Annotated in this window: 16 protein-coding genes; 7 read left to right on the top strand and 9 right to left on the bottom strand. The window is 64.6% G+C overall.

Annotation, left to right across the window (positions count from 1 at the left end; all coding sequences use genetic code 11):
- Window positions 1-6: 6 nt before the first annotated feature.
- Window positions 7-711: an ABC transporter ATP-binding protein gene (locus tag ACO59D_RS01175; protein WP_485125424.1), complete on the bottom strand. Its 705-nt coding sequence runs from the start codon at window positions 709-711 to the stop codon at window positions 7-9.
- 183 nt (window positions 712-894) lie between these two features.
- Here ACO59D_RS01175 and ACO59D_RS01170 point away from each other — a divergent pair, with 183 nt between their 5' ends.
- Window positions 895-1,785: a patatin-like phospholipase family protein gene (locus tag ACO59D_RS01170; RefSeq protein WP_130811582.1), complete on the top strand. Its 891-nt coding sequence runs from the start codon at window positions 895-897 to the stop codon at window positions 1,783-1,785.
- Between the two features lie 61 nt (window positions 1,786-1,846).
- Here ACO59D_RS01170 and ACO59D_RS01165 read toward each other — a convergent pair whose 3' ends face one another.
- Together ACO59D_RS01165 and ACO59D_RS01160 are read right to left on the bottom strand one after the other, a co-directional pair.
- Window positions 1,847-2,344 carry a type II toxin-antitoxin system VapC family toxin gene (locus ACO59D_RS01165; protein WP_485125423.1) on the bottom strand — a complete coding sequence of 166 codons (498 nt, stop codon included), beginning with the start codon at window positions 2,342-2,344 and terminating at the stop codon, window positions 1,847-1,849.
- Window positions 2,341-2,721, bottom strand: a complete 381-nt coding sequence (locus ACO59D_RS01160) for a hypothetical protein (RefSeq protein WP_165443571.1) — start codon at window positions 2,719-2,721, stop codon at window positions 2,341-2,343. Before ACO59D_RS01160 ends, ACO59D_RS01165 begins: the two co-directional genes overlap by 4 nt.
- Window positions 2,722-2,875: 154 nt before the next feature.
- Here ACO59D_RS01160 and ACO59D_RS01155 point away from each other — a divergent pair, with 154 nt between their 5' ends.
- Entirely contained in the window at window positions 2,876-3,658 is a 783-nt protein-coding gene (locus ACO59D_RS01155) for an exodeoxyribonuclease III (protein ID WP_485125422.1), read from the top strand.
- Window positions 3,659-3,677: 19 nt separating this feature from the next.
- On the opposite strand, the gene feoB is transcribed toward ACO59D_RS01155, so the two are convergent.
- The 6 genes from feoB to tilS form a co-directional block, all read right to left on the bottom strand.
- Window positions 3,678-6,035, bottom strand: coding sequence for a ferrous iron transport protein B (gene feoB, locus ACO59D_RS01150; protein WP_485125421.1), 2,358 nt, complete (start codon window positions 6,033-6,035; stop codon window positions 3,678-3,680).
- A 185-nt stretch (window positions 6,036-6,220) separates the two neighbouring features.
- Complete coding sequence (locus tag ACO59D_RS01145; protein ID WP_242622140.1) at window positions 6,221-7,264, bottom strand: phosphatase; 1,044 nt, start codon at window positions 7,262-7,264, stop codon at window positions 6,221-6,223.
- A gap of 12 nt (window positions 7,265-7,276) precedes the next feature.
- Complete coding sequence (locus ACO59D_RS01140) at window positions 7,277-8,461, bottom strand: pyridoxal phosphate-dependent aminotransferase (protein ID WP_130811578.1); 1,185 nt, start codon at window positions 8,459-8,461, stop codon at window positions 7,277-7,279.
- Window positions 8,451-10,508 carry an ATP-dependent zinc metalloprotease FtsH gene (ftsH, locus tag ACO59D_RS01135; RefSeq protein WP_485125420.1) on the bottom strand — a complete coding sequence of 686 codons (2,058 nt, stop codon included), beginning with the start codon at window positions 10,506-10,508 and terminating at the stop codon, window positions 8,451-8,453. Before ftsH ends, ACO59D_RS01140 begins: the two co-directional genes overlap by 11 nt.
- Before the next feature lie 33 nt (window positions 10,509-10,541).
- Window positions 10,542-11,093, bottom strand: a complete 552-nt coding sequence (gene hpt / locus ACO59D_RS01130) for a hypoxanthine phosphoribosyltransferase (protein WP_485125419.1) — start codon at window positions 11,091-11,093, stop codon at window positions 10,542-10,544.
- Between the two features lie 55 nt (window positions 11,094-11,148).
- Complete coding sequence (gene tilS / locus ACO59D_RS01125) at window positions 11,149-12,669, bottom strand: tRNA lysidine(34) synthetase TilS (RefSeq protein ID WP_485125418.1); 1,521 nt, start codon at window positions 12,667-12,669, stop codon at window positions 11,149-11,151.
- Window positions 12,670-13,381: 712 nt separating this feature from the next.
- Here tilS and ACO59D_RS01120 point away from each other — a divergent pair.
- The 5 genes from ACO59D_RS01120 (at window position 13,382) to ACO59D_RS01100 (ending at window position 18,374) form a co-directional block, all read left to right on the top strand.
- A complete protein-coding gene (locus tag ACO59D_RS01120) occupies window positions 13,382-14,560 on the top strand; it encodes a hypothetical protein (protein ID WP_485125417.1) in 1,179 nt (392 codons plus the stop codon).
- A 427-nt stretch (window positions 14,561-14,987) separates the two neighbouring features.
- Entirely contained in the window at window positions 14,988-15,812 is an 825-nt protein-coding gene (locus ACO59D_RS01115; protein ID WP_485125416.1) for an MBL fold metallo-hydrolase, read from the top strand.
- A gap of 93 nt (window positions 15,813-15,905) precedes the next feature.
- Window positions 15,906-16,583: a response regulator transcription factor gene (locus ACO59D_RS01110; protein WP_130811572.1), complete on the top strand. Its 678-nt coding sequence runs from the start codon at window positions 15,906-15,908 to the stop codon at window positions 16,581-16,583.
- A gap of 4 nt (window positions 16,584-16,587) precedes the next feature.
- Window positions 16,588-17,619 (top strand): sensor histidine kinase, encoded by a 1,032-nt coding sequence (locus ACO59D_RS01105; RefSeq protein ID WP_485125415.1) that lies wholly within the window; start codon window positions 16,588-16,590, stop codon window positions 17,617-17,619.
- Window positions 17,620-17,693: 74 nt separating this feature from the next.
- The gene (locus tag ACO59D_RS01100) at window positions 17,694-18,374 is read left to right on the top strand and encodes an ABC transporter ATP-binding protein (protein WP_130811570.1); all 681 of its coding nucleotides are present in this window, start codon (window positions 17,694-17,696) and stop codon (window positions 18,372-18,374) included.
- The last annotated feature ends 1 nt before the right edge of the window (window position 18,375 follow it).

Below are 18,375 nucleotides of genomic sequence, written 5' to 3'. Positions count from 1 at the left end.
GGCCCCCTACCACTCGAGCTCTGAGGCGGGGACGGGATTGGCATTGACCTCGTTCTCGACGAGCGCCCCCTCGCGCAACCTGAGCCGTCGCGTCGCCATTTGGCCGATGGCGTTGTTGTGGGTCACGATGATGGTCGTGCACCCGTGGTCGCGGCAGACCCGCTCGATGAGGGCGAGTATCTCCTTGGACGTCTCGTAGTCCAGGGCGCCCGTGGGCTCGTCGCAGAGCAGAAGGCGCGGCTTCTTCACGAGGGCGCGCCCGATGGAGCAGCGCTGCTGCTGGCCGCCGGAGACCTGCGCGGGGAACTTGTCGCGCTGCTCCCAGAGGCCGAGCGAGCACAGGAGGTCGTCCACGTCGAGCGGGTCTCCCGCCAGGTAGGCGCAGACCTCGATGTTCTCCCGGATCGTGAGGTCTTCCACGAGGTTGTAGAACTGGAAGACGAAGCCGAGTGAGTCGCGCCGGTACTCGTCGAGGCCGCGGCCCGAGAGCTCGGTGAGACTCGTACCGCCGACCTCTATCGTGCCGCCGTCCGGCTGCTCGAGCCCGCCCACCAGGTTGAGGAAGGTGGACTTGCCCGAGCCGGACGGGCCGAGCAGCGCGCACAGCTCGCCGGCACCAACGTCGATGTCAATCCCCTCGAGGACCTCGATGCGGGCACCCCCTTCCCCGTAGCCCTTCCGAAGATCGCGCACCCTGAGGAAGTCGTCCATGAAGGCCTCCGCCGTCTGGTATCTATCAGTAAGGAAAGGCTAACACTTTTATGGGCCCGTGTTAGCCTTTCATAACTTTAGGTGGTCAAAATTTGCCTCGAAGTACTTGCTTCACCAGGGGACATATAATTTCAATGTCGGCCACGCGGGATACGAGGCACATGCGCCAGTCGGGGGGCTTCCATGGAGCTTGAGAGCAACGTCTTCGATTGTGCGCTGTGCTTCGAGGGAGGTGGCTACCGCGCAAGCTACACGGCGGGCTTCGCCAACGTCCTGCTCGAGAATGGCGTGTACTTCGACTTTGTCTGCGGCATCTCGGCGGGCGCAAGCCACACCGCCGACTACCTGAGTCGCGACCAGGCACGCGTTCGCAACGCCTTTACCGCCTTGGCAGACCAGCGCCCCCAGGCAGGCGGCATGCGCTCGCTCCTCACGGGGCATGGCTACTTCAATGCCGACTATGACTACGTGGGTGCGGCGCTCGACGGCTACATGCCCTTCGACTTTGCCACCTTCGCAGCAAACCCCGCACGCCTGGCAATCCAGGGCTTCGAGGCGGACACCGGCAAAACCGTTGTCTGGGACAAGGCTGTCATGGGTGCCACCATCCCCATGATGGAGCATATTCGCGCCAGCTCCACGCTTCCTGGCATCATGAAGCCCATCAAGGTTGACGGCCACGTGATGTACGACGGTGGCCTGGGCGAGGGCGCGGGGCTCCCCACGCACATGGCCGAGGACGCAGGCTTTGGTCGGCTGGTTGTGGTGTGCACGAGGCCGGCGGGCTACCGCAAGACGGCACCAACGGGCCGAGACCTCAGAATCTATCACGCCGTCTCCCGCGGCAACGAGGCAGTGGAGGCCGCGCTCGCCACGCGCTGGGAGCGCTACAACGACGCGATGGGCCACCTGGATAGCTTGGAGCGGGAGGGTCGTGCGTGGGTCTTCCGGCCCGACGTGATGCCCGTGCGCTCCACCACCATCGACAGGCCCAAGCTCGAGGAGTCCTACGCCATGGGTTACGAGCAGGCCGAGAGGGACTTCCCGCGCATGATGGAATGGCTCCACGGGTAGCGTGGCTCGTTGGCGCAGAGCGTGATCCGCCGGCACTGCGGGTCCGTCCGCACAAGCGGCCTTAGGCGCCCTCCGCGCCGACCAGGGCGAGCAGGTCTGACGGACACAGTGCGGGCATAGGGGCATGACGGAGCAGCGCCTCGTCCGAGGTCACCAGCCAGTCCGCCTTCGAACGGGCTGCCGCTGCCATGACCAGGCAGTCCTCGACGTCGTGATGTACGCGCAGGTAGCGCTCGGCGAGCCAGAGATCGGACTCGTCCGCTCCCACCGCAGTGGCAATAACCCGCAGGTTGGCTAGGCAGTCCAGCGAGAAGTCCCTGGCCACCGCTGCCACCTGCTGGTCCACCTGCCTGCCTAGGCGTCTGAACTCCTCCTTTGCGCTTGCCCGCAGGGCGTAGGCAAGGCCCTGGCAAGAACCCATGGCGTAAAGCAGACGGACATCAGACTTCTGCGCATATTCGAGCAGATGCGTGGCCGCGTCATGGCCCACCCTAAATGGCAGGTAGTTGTCGAGCCAGACGTTGGTGTCCAGCAGCAGCGCATGTGGCGTTACGCTCATCGATGCCCGCCCCCAAAGCGCGCAAGAAGCTCGCGCTCGAGCAGCTCCGCGTCCGAGCCACCCGGGACGGAGGCAGCGTCCCTCTCGGCAGCGCTCGCATCGAGACCCAGGCGATCGCATGCGGCCGAGAAGAGATCCCATCCCTGACGGAGGGGGTTCTCGTCAGAGCTTGCATCTGCCCCAGAAGCCGGTACGTCCGCAGCGAAGAGCCGCTCAAGGGCATCGATGCCCGCCGGACCTGCCGCCGCAAGCCGCCATACGGCACGCACGGCCTGGGTTGGACTCACACCCATAGCGGCAAGACCGGCATCGCCAGCGTCTCTCAGCGCCTTGTCCATACGAACATTTACCTGCACGGATGCCGGAGCGTTTGGCATGTGCCACCTCCTCGCTCTATGTTGCTATACAGTATAGCACAATCGAGGCGGACGTTGCCTGGCCTCCATATGTGCTACGCTCTGAGAAGCAATTACGACTACCAGGCAACCCGCGCGACCGGAGCGCCGCGCATTTCAAGAAGAGGGGCGCATCATGGCAGACACTACCCGCAGCCTGCGCTTTATTTCGTGGAACGTAAACGGACTGCGTGCCGTTCTCAAAAAGGAGCCGAGTTTCACCCAGATTTTTGACACGCTGAACGCCGACGTCTTTGCCCTGCAGGAGACCAAACTACAGGAGGGGCAGGTGGAGCTCGACCTTCCTGGCTACCACCAGTACTGGAGCTGCGCCGAGCGCAAGGGCTACTCTGGCACGGCCGTGTTTACGCGAGAGAAGCCGCTGCAGGTCGTACGCACGATCGGCTCGTCCGTCGCTGACAACGAGGGCCGCATATGCGCGCTCGAGTTTCCCGGCTTCTGGTTCGTCGACGTGTACACGCCCAACTCGAAGGCAGGCCTTACGCGCCTGGACGAGCGCATGGTGTGGGACGAGCGCTACCGCGACTTCCTAGCTGGGCTTGCCTGCGAAAAGCCGATTGTGACCTGCGGCGATTTCAATGTGGCGCACGAGGAGATCGATCTTGCCCGCCCGGATGACAACCACGAGAGCGCAGGCTTCTCGGACGAGGAGCGCGAGAGCTTCACCAGGCTGCTGGAGAGCGGCCTGGTGGACACGTTCCGCGAGCGCCATCCCGACCTTGGCGGGGCGTACAGCTGGTGGAGCTACCGTATGCGCGCCCGCGAGCGGGGCATCGGCTGGCGCATCGACTACTTCCTGGTTTCTCCGCAACTCATGCCCAAGGTGACCGGCACGGCGATTCTCGATGACGTGTACGGCTCCGACCACTGCCCGGTCGAGCTGGAACTGGAGCTGTAGTCGCGCGAGGGGACCGCACCTATGCCAACCCGAACAGCATCCCTACGGCGTGTACAATAAACGCGACCACCCAGGCCACGCCGCACTGGAGCAGCACGATGCCAAGCGCGTATCGGCTGTTGAGTTCGTTGCGCACGGCGGTGATTGCCGCCACGCACGGCGTGTAGAGCAGCACAAACACCAGAAACACGAAGGCCGTAAACGGAGTGAAGGCCGTAGCCAGCGCGGCGGGCGTGTCGCCCACGAGCACGGTGAGCGTAGCCACGACGGATTCCTTGGCGGCAAACCCGGTCACGAGGGCCGTCGAGGCGCGCCAATCGCCAAAGCCCAGGGGCGCAAAGACAGGCGAGATGGCCGAGCCCATGATGGCAAGCAGGCTCTGCGACTGGTCAGACACCATGTCGAGGCGCACGTCGAAGGTCTGCAGGAACCAGATGGCCACGCTCGCCAGAAAGATGATCGTAAACGCCCTGGTGAGAAAGTCTTTGGCCTTGTCCCACGCCAGCCGCATCGTGGTGCCCGCGCTGGGCATGCGGTAGTTCGGCAGCTCCATCACAAAGGGCACCGGCTCGCCCCTGAACGCCGTGTGCTTCAGGACCAGCGCCACCAGCACGCCCACGACCATGCCAATCACGTAGAGCGACACCATCACGAGCGGCGCCTCCTTAGCGAAGAACGCGGCGCACAGCAGCGTGTAGACGGGAAGCTTGGCCGAGCAGCTCATGAACGGCGTGAGCATGATGGTCATCTTGCGGTCGTGCTCCGACGGCAGCGTACGCGTTGCCATGATGGCCGGCACCGAGCAGCCAAAGCCCACCAGCATGGGGACAAAGCTCCGACCCGAAAGGCCAATCTTTCTCAGCAGCTTGTCCATCACAAATGCCACACGGGCCATGTAGCCGGAGTCCTCAAGTATGGAGAGCAGGATGAACAGCGTCACGATGATGGGCAAAAACGAGATAACCGTTCCTACACCGGCTAGGATACCGTCGATGACCAGCGAGTGAACAACCGGATTAACGTCTGAAGCGGTGAGCGCGGCGTCAATTGCTCCGGAGGCTGCCTCCACCCCCATGGCCATGAGGTTCGAGAGGTTGCCACCCACAAGGTCGAAGGTGAGCCAAAAGACCACGGCCATGATGCCGAGAAAGCACGGGATGGCCGTAAAGCGCCCGGTGAGCACGCGATCGATGCGCATCGAGCGCTCGTGCTCGCGGCTCTCTTGTGGCTTCTTGACGCAACGGGCGCATATGGCCTCGATGAACGAGAAGCGCATGTCGGCAAGGGCGGCAAGGCGGTCGGAGCCAGACTCCTCCTCCATCTGGGAGATGATGTGCTCGACGGCGTCGAGCTCGTTCTTCTCGAGGCCGAGGGCATTGATGACCAGCTCGTCGCCCTCGATGAGCTTGGTTGCGGCATAGCGGCCGGGCAGGCCCGCGCGCTTGGCGTGGTCGGCAATGAGCTCGCCGATACCGTGGATGCAGCGGTGCACGGCGCCACCGTCGGGTCCGTCCGCGCGGCAAAAGTCGATGCGGCCGGGACGCTCGCGATAGCGAGCCACGTGGATGGCGTGCTCCACAAGCTCGTCCACGCCCTCGTCCTTTGCGGCCGAGATGGGCACCACCGGCACGCCCAGAAAGGACTCCAGGCCGTTGACATCGACCGACCCGCCATTCTTCGTGACCTCGTCCATCATGTTAAGGGCGACGACCATGGGGACGTCCAGCTCCATGAGCTGCGTGGTGAGGTACAGGTTGCGCTCGATGTTGGTGGCGTCGACGATGTCGATGATCGCATCGGGCTTGGCGTCGATGATGAACTGGCGGCTCACGACCTCCTCGCCCGTATAGGGCGAGAGCGAATAGATGCCCGGCAGGTCGGTGACCGTGGCCTCGGGGTGGCTGCGCATCTGGCCGTCCTTGCGGTCCACCGTGACGCCGGGGAAGTTACCCACGTGCTGGTTGGAGCCCGTAAGCTGGTTGAAGAGTGTGGTCTTGCCGCTGTTCTGGTTGCCGGCAAGGGCAAACGAGAGGGGCTGGCCCGCAGGCACGACACCACCCGCCGCGCGGGGGCGCAGCTTGCTCTCGCCAATGGCCGGATGCCTCGTGACACCCGAGGGCACCTGCAGGCGGACCTTCTCGTGCTCGTTGTGGACGTTCTCGAGCGATATCTGGGCGGCGTCCGCGGCGCGAATTGTAAGCTCGTAGCCACGCAGGCGAATCTCGAGTGGGTCGCCCATGGGTGCGTACTTGACCATGGTGACCTCGGTACCGGAAGTGAGACCCATATCAAAGATGTGCTGGCGCAGTGACTTCTCCTCGCAGTCCACCGAGCTTACGACCGCGTCCTTGCCAATCTCGAGCCTGTTGAGCGTCATGTCTCTCCTCATGGGTCCGTGGGTGCGGCGGGCTGGTACCCCGCGACCGATTGGGTTAATTAGTCTATTTGGGCTAACTTTACCCCGTTTGGAGGACGCGTGCACCGTGCGGTTACGGCAAGCCCTGCGGCTCGGTACCACCCAGGATGACAAGCACAAGTACTAAAGTGCCGCACGGCTCGACCCTACTCGGCCATGGGACCGATGACAGACTCGACAACACCCACAAACGTGTCGGCATCACGGCAGGCCACAAGCTCCTGGGGGAAGTGCACCTCGTCGAGCAGGGCATCCACCGCCTCATGATGGCCCACCAGAGAAGCCACGTGGGCATCGGACCCAAACGAGATGCTCACGCCCAGCTCGGCGCAGCGCGAGACAATCTCGCGGCAGCGGTCGTAGGAACCCGCGCGCTTCTGGGCAATGAGGCTCGACTCGTTGACCTCGATGAGCTTTCCGCGCTCCTTGGCGGCACCAAGCACCGTGTCCATATCAAAGTCGAGCCCGGTGCGACCAACGTGGCCAAGGATCAGGACCTTGGGGTCCTCCAGAACGCGCAGGTACATCCGTGTGATCTGCTCGCGAGAGGCATCCTTGGTGAACCCCTTGCCATGGACGCTTGCTATCACGTAGTCGCACTGCTTGAACGCCATCTTCTTGAGGTTGTAGGGACGGCGGTGCTTGCCGCCGGAAATCTCGTTCTCGAAGAAGATGTCGTGCCCAAAGATGTTCCCATCGAGGTCCACGATGTCTGCCTCGCATCCGCGCAGGAGACGCACCCCATGCCACCTGCGCGGCCATGCCCACAGGTTGAGGAAGTACTGCCAGTTCTGGACGGTCTGTTCGGCGTACAGCATGCTGGAGTAGTGGTCTGTGACGCCGAGGAGCTCCATGCCCTGCGCGGCCGCAGCGCGCACATCCTCCTCGAGCGTAGAGTACGCATGGCGCGAGAAGAGCGTGTGGCAGTGCGTGTCGCAGAGGACTTGGCGCCCGGGGGTGCACTGCAGGCCAAGTGCCGCCGCGGCCGGAGCGACGGCGCCTCTCTCGCCCACGCCCGCGGCACATCCCAACCCAAACGACGCCCTCGGAGAGACTTGGAAAGAGCCACAGGCAGCCTCGGTCTTCTCGACCGCGCGAAGCCTCCCGCCGGGTAGCTCGCACACGTTACGCGTGCGCACAATGCCTATGCGCTCCCCAAAGAAGATGCAGTCTCCGCAGGTACGCTCCACGAACCCAGCCCCCTAGCGATAGCTCTCGGCGAGCTTTTCCCACGCAGGCATCGAGTTCACGATGGTCTCGTGGCTCACGCAGTAGCCAATGCGCACCCAGCCCGTGCAGCCAAAGCTGTCGGACGGGACGGGCAGAAGCTCGAGGGACTTTGCGCGCTCGAAGAAGGCGTTGGCGTCGGGTTCCAGCGCCTTTACCCACAGGTAGAAGGCACCCTGCGGCTCGATGTAGCGGTAGCCCAGCCCGGAGAGGCCGCGCGTGAGCGCCTCGCGGTTGCGCGCGTAGGCCTCGACATCCGAGGGCACGTCGCAGCAATCGGCAACCACACGCTGGAAGAGCGCAGGAGCACAGACAAAGCCCAGCGAGCGACCCGCACCCGCGACAGCGGGAATCAGGCGGTCGTGGTCGGGGTTGGTGGGCGGCACCAGCACCCAACCTATACGCTCGCCGGGAAGCGAGAGGCTCTTGGAGTACGAGTAGCACACCAGCGTGCGGTCGTAGACGGCCGGAACCCACGGCACCTCCACGCCGTAGGAGATCTCGCGGTAGGGCTCGTCGGCAACGAGGTAGATGGCAGTGCCCAAGGCGTCCTCGCGCTCGCACAGGACGTCTGCCAGCGCGGCGAGGTTCTGCGCCGAGTAGACCGAACCCACGGGGTTGTTGGGCGAGTTGATCACGACAGCCTTCGTGCGCGACGTGACGGCTGCGCGCACGGCCTCGGTATCGATCTGGAACGTCTCCGCGTCTGCCATGACCTCGACGCAGGCGGCACCTGCGGTCTCGATCCAGACGCGGTACTCGGGGAAGTACGGGGCTATCACGATGACCTCGTCACCGGGGTTTACCACCGCATGGAAGCTGATGGAGAGCGACGCCGCCGCACCGCAGGTAAGGTAGAGGTCGCCGGCGGTTGCGGCGTTCTCGCCGAAGCGGCGGCAGAGCGACGCGGCCAGCTTCTCTCGGACAAAGGGCAGGCCAGAGGCCGGGGTGTAGCTGTGCAGCTGCGTGGGCGGGAGCCGGAGCGAGCGCTCGATGGACTCGCGGACCGCATCCGGTGCAGGAATCGAGGGGTTGCCCAGGCTGAAGTCAAAGACGTTCTCGGCACCAACCTGCGCCTTCCGCGCGGCGCCGTAGGCGGCAATCTCGCGAATGGACGACTTCGACGCCCCATAGGCGTAGCTCAGCTCGTTAATCGACATGGGAGCTCCTCTCGGTGGACTCTTGTGTGGGGGCGTCGCCTGCGGGCGCGGCTTCGGGCGCAGCGTCGTCCACGGACTCGGCGGCGCTCGGCGTCTCGGCGGCGTTGGCTGCGGACTTCTCGGCTTCCTCGGGGTGCTCGGCCAGGTACTGGTCCCACGTGCCGTCGAGCAGTGCGTTTACCGCGTCGCCCTCGACCGTCTCGCGCTGGAGCAGGACCTCGGCCATGGTCCCCATCTGGACGCGCCTCGCCTCGAGGACCTCGCAGGCGCGGGCGTGCGCCTCGCGCATGATGCGTTCGACCTCGTCGTCGATGCGCTTGGCCGTCTCAGCTGCGTAGTCGTTGTGCTGAGCGTAGTCACGACCCAAGAAGACCTCGTGCTGCGCCTCGCCGAAGACCTGCGCGCCGAGCTCCTCACTCATACCGTAGCGCGTGACCATCTCGCGGGCCAGCTTGGTGGCACGCTCGAGGTCGTTGCTCGCACCGGTGGTGATGTCCCCGCAGAAGAGCTCCTCGGCGGTACGGCCGGCGAGCAGCACCGCGATCTGGTCCAGCATGCCGTCGCGCGTCTCGAGGAAGTGGTCCTCCTCGGGCATCTGCAGCGTGTAGCCCAGCGCCTGCCCGCGGCTCACAATCGAGATCTTGTGCACCGGGTCCGAGTTCTCGAGCACGTGGCCGACAAGCGCGTGTCCGCTCTCGTGGAACGCGATCACGCGGCGCTCCCTCTCGGTAATCACGCGACTCTTGCGCTCGGGACCAGCGATAACACGCTCCATGGCCTCCTCGACCTCTTCCTGGCCGATACGCTCCTTGTGCCTGCGCGCGGCAAGAAGGGCAGACTCGTTCATGAGGTTGGAGAGATCCGCGCCCGTGAAGCCGGGCGTGATCTTGGCGATGGCCGCAAAGTCGACGTTCTCGTCGAACGGCTTGTTGCGGGCATGAACGCGCAGGATCTTCTCGCGGCCCTTGACGTCGGGGCGGTCGACGGTCACGCGGCGGTCAAAGCGGCCAGGGCGCAGCAGCGCCGGGTCAAGGACGTCCGGGCGGTTGGTCGCGGCAACGAGAATGACGGCCGAGTTATCCTCGAAGCCGTCCATCTCCACCAGCAGCTGGTTAAGGGTCTGCTCGCGCTCGTCGTGACCGCCGCCCAAGCCTGTGCCGCGCTGACGCCCGACGGCGTCGATCTCGTCGATGAAGACGATGCAGGGCGCGGCGGCCTTGGCCTGCTTGAAGAGGTCGCGCACACGGCTTGCGCCCACGCCCACGAACATCTCGACAAAGTCGGAGCCAGATATCGAGAAGAACGGAACACCCGCCTCGCCAGCCACGGCCTTGGCCAGCAGCGTCTTGCCCGTGCCCGGGGGTCCCACCAGGAGCACGCCATGCGGAATCTTGGCGCCCATCTTCTGGTAGCGCTCCGACTCGCGCAGGAAGTCGCGGACCTCCTTGAGCTCCTCCACGGCCTCGTCGATACCGGCAACGTCGGAGAACTTGACCTTGGGCCGCTCTTCCTCGGTGGTCTGCGCCTTGGTCTTGGCGAAGTCCATCGTGCGGCCGTTTTGCTCGTTCATGCGGCGCATGTAGTAGATGAAGACCCCCACAAGGAGCAGCATGGGCACCACCGAGAACAGGATGGTATTCCACACGCTGCTGTCCGAGGTGTCGATGGTGAACGCGGTCTCCGAGTGCTTGGCCATAAGCTCGTCCAAGGAATCCGCACCCACGTAGTAGCTCTTGAACTTGCGGAGCTTGGACCCGTCGCCCCTGTCGTCCTTGTTCTGCCAGTAGTCACCCGAAACGCTTCCGTCCGAGATCTTAAAGGTCACCGAGTTCACGCGGTCTTCCTTGACCGCGGTCACAAACTCGTTGGTTGCCAGCGTGATCGTGGCATCCGAGGAGGCAGGCGGGTTTGTGCCCGCAGAGAAGGCGAGATAAGCCACGATTGCCGCAATGATGAGCAGCGTAACAGTGAAGTTGCGCTGGTTCTGCGGGCCACGGCTATCACCCCCCGGAGTTGGGAGCTTGTCGAACGGATTTTTCTCTGACACGAAAACGTCTCCTTGCGGTAGCTTCCTGGAGTGTTACTTCGAGTAGACCTCGGGCTTGAGGATGCCCACGTAGGGCAGGTTGCGGTAGCGCTCGGCGTAGTCGAGGCCGTAGCCCACCACAAAGGCGTCGGGCACGTGCGCACCCACGTACCGTGGGGTGACGGCCGGCGTGTGGTTGGGGATGTCCTTTACCGAGAAGGCCGCAATCTCGATGGAGGCGGGCCTTCTCGACTGCAGGAGCTTCACCAGGTAGGACAGGGTGAGACCGGAGTCGAGGATGTCCTCGGCCACAATCACGTGACGTCCCTCGACCTTGGTATCGAGGTCTTTCACGATGCGCACCACGCCGGAGCTCTTGACGCCGTCCCCGTAGCTGCTCACGGCCATGAAATCGACCGAGCAAGGCACGGTGATTGCGCGCATGAGGTCTGCGGTAAAGATGAAGGCACCACGCAGGACGGCCACGATGAGGGGGTTCTTGCCCACGTAGTCCTCAGAGATCTGGCTTCCCATGCGGGACACGATTCGGTGAATGTCCTCCTCGCTCAGGACGACGCTCTCCACGTCCGGATGCATCTCTGCCATTGCGATCCTCCACTTCCTGGCGGGAGCCGGTCGCGCTTCTCGGCCCATGCGCCACCTATGCTGTTCGGAGACTTAATTCTAGCAAGTGTGAGGTGCGTGGCGTGCAACGCATGCGCTCGTCGGCCCTGATTCCCGCAACCCACACCACCGGCCCGGTTGGCGAGGTGCGCACAATGGGCACGAGCGGGCGCTCGACCGTGGGGACGCGGACCTCGTTGAGCAGGTCGGAGACCTTCTTCGACTGGCCATGCATGCCCAAAGGGCAGAGGACGTCTCCCGCGTGCGGCGAGTCGACCCAGAGCCGGCCGCCCAGGCTGGCATCAACGCCGCAGGCAGAAGCGTCGAGAAGGACCGACGTCCCTGCCCACTCGCGGCCGTGCGAGAGGGCAAGCTCGGGTATGCCCGCGCCGGCCGGGGCCAGAAGGAGGCGCGCCGTGAGCCGTGCGGGCACACGGCCGGGACGCGAGCCTCCCAGCGCCAGCTCGCCGGGGACCTCGAGCCAGCCGGCAAAGTCGTGAGCTTCCGGTGCGTGGGCGCGCAGGAAGAGCAGGCCGTACTCCACACGGGCGTCGGCGCCCATGGGGATGGACGCAGAGCCAGTACCCGCGGCGACAAGGGCCAACACCTGTGCGATGTGGCGCGCTTCAAGACGGGCCTCGGGGCACACCGTGAGGATTGCCGAGCGTGCCACACGGCGGGCAATGGCCACCTCGCAGGCAGCAAGACGTGCCGCGTCCAGGGCAAGGGTCCCCTCTCCGGTGCGTCGCGTCAGATCGCGCAGGGTGCGTGCGGCGACAGCCGTGAAATAGGCGTCCTCGTCCGAGAGGATGTCGCAGGTGGTCGAAATGCTTGCCACGACGCGCGGGTTTCTCTGCTCGAGAACCGGCATGACTTCGTGGCGCACATATGCGCGCAGGTAGCGGGTATCGGCGTTGGTGTCATCCTCACGCCACACGATGCCGCGCATGCGCAAGAACTCGCAGAGCTCGTCGTGGGTGCGGTCGAGCAGCGGGCGCACCACGCGGTTGCGACGGCGCGGAATGGACGAGAGGCCCGAGGCGCCGGTGCCGCGGATGGCGTTCATCACAAAGGTCTCGGCTCGGTCGTTGGCCGTGTGAGCCGTAAGGATGCGGGCGGCCGAGCGGGGCGTGCCCACCTTGGCCGAGAGTTCGTTGGCCAGACGGGTGGCCTCGCTGTAGCGCACCTCTCGGCCGGCGTTTTCGATGTTGCCATCCGGGGAGGCAGCGGCCAGCGCGGCAACGTCTACGCGACGGATGGTGCAGGGGATGCCGTAGCGCGCGGCGAGGTCGCGGACGAACTCCTCGTCCTCATCGGCGTCGATGCCGCGCAGGCGGTGGTTGACGTGGAGCACGTGGAGGCGCTCGCGGGCGATGTGTGCGTGGCCGCGGCCGTCTTCGATATCAAGTGCAGAGGTCGCCGCCAGCACCAGAAGGGCGGTGGAGTCCGCACCACCGGAGACCATGAGGACGACAGGGGCACGCAGGGCGTCATCGGTGCTGTAGCTGAGGTTGCGGCCGGGACCTTTCGAGCCGTATCTGCGAGCAACGCTTGGCATGTGCGGCTTCCTCCCTTCGTGTGCGCGGCACGGTTGCACGGGCACGATTTTACCCGCAGCGCCCGGTGCCCATCCCGGCCAGACCACCGGGGCCGCCCGAACGCTCCAGCGGCGTAGCCCACCCAGAAAAGTGAACACGTTTTCAATCGCGGCCACTAGGGGCTTCTCGGCAACTGCGGTTTTCTCGCCAGCAACTTCCTCGGATTGGATTCGTGTTCACTTTTCCCGGACCGGGACCCGCGCTCGGGCGCCCCGGGCAAGACCTCGTGCGCCTGAGAAGCCACCCCATTGTGCAGGGCACCAAAATCCCTTAGATGTGAAGAAACGATGCTATTTCTCGACGCACTCGCAAGCGTCACCGGCGGCGAGAAATCGCTCGACAGGGCACCCCAGCAGCGTCTGGACGCCGCGTTTTTCTGACGGCTTTCGGCATCTTGGCTCCCTGCGGCGCATTCATGACGTCATTCCGCGCCAAAACCAGCAATTGGAGCAGCCACGTACCCCCTTTAATCTGACGCCGAGAAGTGCGCACGTTTTCAATCGCGCATCTCTGCTCACGCCACACAACAGGGCTTTCTTGTTGCATCGGGAAAGCCAATTGAAATCGTGTTCACTTCCCCAAGGCCCGGATGGCGTACCCTCTCGGCATGCGCTCGTACCGCTGCGCGACAATTTATAGGCGCCAATCGCTCGCTATTCGTGGGGAACCAGCATGAGAATCACGTTCAACAAGCTCACCGCCCTGCATGTCCTGCGCGCATGGCGAAGTTCGGGCCGTGTGCTCACGACGGACCGAAAGGGCCTTGAGACCTCCGTGGTCGGCCCGCACAAGTACTGGACGCGGCGGCGCATCGACGCGTGCCTGGCATCCGTGGGGGTGAGGCTCTCCGACGTGCGCGACAAGGCCCAGGTGATGGTGCCGCGGCCAGGCGCGCGCATTCGCTCGCGAACGGCGCGGAACACCGTGTACGTGCGCGGGCTGCCAAAAGACTCGACGGTCGAGTTGGTCGATGGTGTCCGAATCCCCTGTCCCGAACTGCTCTTTATTGAGATGGGCACCATCATGTCTCCCGCCGTCCAGCTGCTAGTAGGCCTGGAGTTGTGCGGTCGGTTCTCGCGCGACGCCTGCGACCCGCGGGATGGCAGAACGGTTTACGGCATCAAACCAGTAACAACCGCTGATAAAATCAGGTCGTACATCTCCCAGGCGCGCGACCTCGCCGGACTTGAACAGAGCAGCATGGTAGCCGAGTGGCTCATGGATGAGGCGTGGTCTCCTCAGGAGGCCCTCTTCAATGGCCTTGCTCGCATGCCTCTCCACCAACTTGGCTATGAACTCGGTGAACTGCAGCTTAACCCTAGGTTTATCGCAAGAGGGGAGCTTCTCTCGCTTGTAGACAAGGCAAGCCGAGTCCCGGACTCCCTTGTGAGGGGTTCCAACGTTGGTTTCAACTATGATGGCAGTCCCCACTTCGGGGAAGACGCCACGACAACGTCTTGCGCAGATTTTCTCGACAATACGTCATTCGCTTCCATGCGTGCGTCGGTCGTGGCCGACAAGCGACGCGACCGCGACCTGCTAGTGCAGGGGCTTTCGATTTTGCCCGTCACCAAAGAGGACTTCTACGAACGCGGCGGCATCGACCACGTAATGCTGCAGGCCATGTCACTTCTCGAGCAAACGGGTCAGCGAGACTTCTCGAAGCAAAGACGCGCGCTGAGAAGGCCACGGCTTGCCGAGGAGCGGCAACAACTCATTTGGTCTCTTTTGCCCGGCAGGCGCGGAAGAGAGCTGAGCCGGGAGCTCGCTCGGTTTGCCGAACCTGACGTGACGATCGAGGACTACGACATTACGTTTGACGAGCAGGTTGTTACGACACTGCATGTGTAACCTGGTCTAGCAGGCAGGCCGAGGCAGGCTGCGCATGCTGTGGCAGACCCACCGACAGCAGGTCCTTCGGCAGCAGAAACCCAATGGCCACGAGTCCCTGTGTGCCGAATCCCACCGCCGAATCCCACCGCCGTGAGCCCTTCTATGTCCCTCAAAAGTGAACACGAATTCAATACCGAAAGGCGAGAGCCGAAAAATGCCCAGTTGGCGAGAATCCCGTGAGCATCTCGATTGAATTCGTGTTCACTTTCTAGAGGGTAGAGGGGAGGCGGGCCGGACTCGGGGCCCCCGGCACCGGAGCCCCCCGGCAACACGGGATGGCACCGGTTTGGTGCGCACGTGAAGCCACGGCCCGCTCGGAAATACTGTCGTGCGGGGCTGCTACGCTGTCCGTTGCGCATCGACCACAGCCGAGAGGAACCGCCGCATGACCCCACAGATCCACCTGCACGTCCTAGCCTCGGGCTCGAAGGGCAACGCCGCTGTTATCGAAGGCCCCGCGGGCTCCGTGCTCGTCGACGACGGCATCACTCGACGCGCGCTGCTCGCACGCGCCCGTGAGCTGGGCGTCAACGTGGACAACATCCGCGCGATCCTGCTCACGCACGAACACACGGACCACATCGCTGGCCTACCGGCCTTCGCCAACCACTTCGGCGGCCCGCTCTACGCAACGGCTGGCACCGTCGCCGCGCGAGAGCGCCTGTCGCAACTCCCGTTCGAGGTCATCAGCCGCATGGATTCGCTCGAGCTGGGCGGCATGCTCGTAAATGTCTTCCCCACCAGCCATGACGTCGCAGACCCGGTTGGCTTCCGTTTCGCGTCGATAGACGAGAACGGCGAGGTGGCGGACGCGCTGGGCTACTGCACCGACACCGGCATGCTCACCGACGAGGCCGGCCAGGCGCTCACGGGCTGCCGCGTGCTTGCGCTCGAGGCCAACCACGACGAACGCATGCTCGCCACGGGTCCCTACCCCGGCTACCTCAAGCAACGCATCCACGGTCGGCGCGGGCATCTTTCGAATGCCCAGGCGGCCGACGCCCTCCCCGACCTCGTAACCAAAGAGACCGAGGTCATCGTGGGCATGCATCTCTCGCACGAGAACAACCGGCCCAGCGTGGCCGTGCGCGCGCTTGCCGCCGCCGTGGGCGCCGAAGCAGCAAACGAGACCTTCACTGAGGCCCGCACGCCCGACGGTCACCTGACCGTCTGCGTTTCCGCACAGGACGCGCCGCTCTCGGTGTGGTAAGTGTGGTGTGGTGACGTCCGCGCGCACGCCGCGACGCGCGCCACGAACGCCGCACGCGCATCACAACAGCACCGCACAACCGGGGAGGCACCAATGCGCATACTGCTCGTCGAAGACAACGCGGACATCGTCCGCACGCTCACGGAGCTCCTGCGCTCCGAGGGCTACGACGTTGAGGCGACCCCCAGCCAGCATAGCGCCATCGAGCTTGGCATACGCGCCAACAAGTCCTTTGACCTCGTGCTCCTCGACGTCACGCTCGAGCAGGGCAACGGGTTTGCCGTGTGCGGGGCGCTCAAGGAGGCTCGCCCGCAGCTGCCCGTGATCTTCCTCACTGCCTCGGACGACGAGTTCAACACCGTCGCGGGCCTCTCGATGGGTGCTGATGACTACATCGCCAAGCCGTTCCGACCGCGCGAGCTGCTTGCGCGCATCCGCACCGTGCTCAGGCGCATGCGACCCGCCGAGCGTGTCCTCCACCTGGGTAACGTCACGGTCGACCCCTCCCGCGCCCGCGCGACCAAAGACGGCCGCGAACTGGACCTCTCGGCCGTCGAGTATCGCCTGTTGCTGCTCTTTGCAAGCAAGGCCGGCAGCATCGTGACACGCGATATGATGCGCGAGGCGCTATGGGAGGACTCCGGTGCCTACGTCGAGGAGAACACCCTCTCGGTCTACATTCGCCGCCTGCGCGACAAGATCGAGGACGACCCCGCAAGCCCACAGCTCATCCGGACCGTTCGCGGCATGGGCTATCGCGCGGCGGAGTAGCGCCATGCCACGTGACCGCGATTTCTGGGGACTGGCGGGCATTGGCGCCGCGACAACAGCCATTTGCACTATCGCGGCGGCGCTCGCGGCAGGTCCAGTGGCAGCGGCGTGGGTGGCGCTCTGCGGCGTCGTGCTCCTAGCGCTCTTCTCGGCCACAACCGCACGAAGGCTCCGCCGCATAGCGCAGCTCTCGGCACTTCTCGACCGCGCACTCTCCGGCGAGCGCAATATCGACTTCAAGGGCATGAGCGAAGGCGAGCTTGCCATTCTCGCCAGCCAGCTCGACAAGACCGTCACGCGCCTCGTCATGGCAAACGAAGAGCTTGAGGCCGAGAAGCGCGCCCTGGCCGATGCCCTTGCGGACATATCGCACCAGCTCCGCACACCGCTCACGTCACTGGGCATCGAACTCGAGCTCATGCGCAAGGAGGCGCCTACGCCGGAGGGCGCGAGCCGGGTGCGCGACTGTGGGCGCATGTTGGAGCAGCTGCAGTGGCTTGTCTCGTCCCTGCTCAAGCTCGCGCGTCTCGACGCGGGCGCGGTGCGGCTCGAACGCCATCGCGTGGACGTGGCGCAGCTGGTCAAGGCAGCTGAGGCGCCACTCGCCGTAACCGCAGACCTCGCAGGCGTGACGTTTGAGTCGAACGTAGAGCCGGGCTGCTCGTTCATGGGTGATGCCACGTGGACACGCGAGGCCCTTGCCAATGTGCTCAAGAACTGTGTGGAGCACACGCCTGCAGGCGGCATGGTGCGCGTGACAGCCAGCGAGGATGCCATTGCCTGCCGCATTCGCGTAGAAGACACGGGCCCAGGCATTGCCGAGAAGGACCTGTCCCACGTGTTCGATCGCTTCTACCACGGCTCGGGCGGCGCGGCTCGACCCGGCGAGGACGCCGCCAACCCCGCGGGCGTGGGGATAGGCCTCTCGCTCACACGGGCCCTCGTGGTGGCACAGGGCGGCCAGGTCACGGCATCAAACGCGAGCCTCCGTGGAGGCGCACGCTTCGACCTCGTCTTCTTTAAAGTGACGGTTTAGTCACGTGTGCGTCACAGCCGCGTGGGCGCGCTCTCGCACCATAGAGGGAGGATCGGCCGACAGAGAGGAGCACCATGGACATCCTCAGCGTAGAGCACCTCACCAAGGTCTATGGCAGCGGGCCCACGGCCACGAAGGCCCTCGATGACGTAAGCCTCACCATTCGAGCCGGCGAGTTCGTGGCCATTGTGGGCTCCTCCGGCTCGGGAAAGTCGACGCTCATGCACCTGATGGGCGGCGTCGACAGACCCACCTCGGGCACGGTGCGCATGAACGGCGAGGACATCTACCAGCGCTCGGACGAGCAGCTGGCGGTCTTTCGCCGTCGCGAGGTGGGGCTGGTCTACCAGTTCTACAACCTGATCCCCGTGCTGGACGTGCAGGAGAACATCACGCTGCCCGTGCGCATGGACGGACGTGCCCTGAACGAGAAGCGCCTGCGCTCCCTCATCAAGTCCCTGGGGCTCCACGGGGTCGAACACCACCTGCCCAACCAGCTGTCCGGCGGCCAGCAGCAGCGCGTCGCCATAGGGCGCGCGCTCATGAACTCGCCTGCCATCGTGCTGGCCGACGAGCCCACCGGCAACCTCGACACCAAGAACTCCGCGGAAATCATGGGGCTTCTCTGCGCATCCAACCGGGACCTGCACCAGACCCTCGTGGTCATAACGCACGACGAGGACGTGGCCCTGATGGCGCATCGCGTCATAGCCATAGAGGACGGCCGCATCGTCTCCGACGAGCGCAGGGCGTGAT

It is taken from the genome of Tractidigestivibacter sp., from assembly GCF_057241865.1.
Note: the sequence above shows the minus strand (reverse complement) of the source record. Positions and strands in the feature narration are given on the sequence as shown.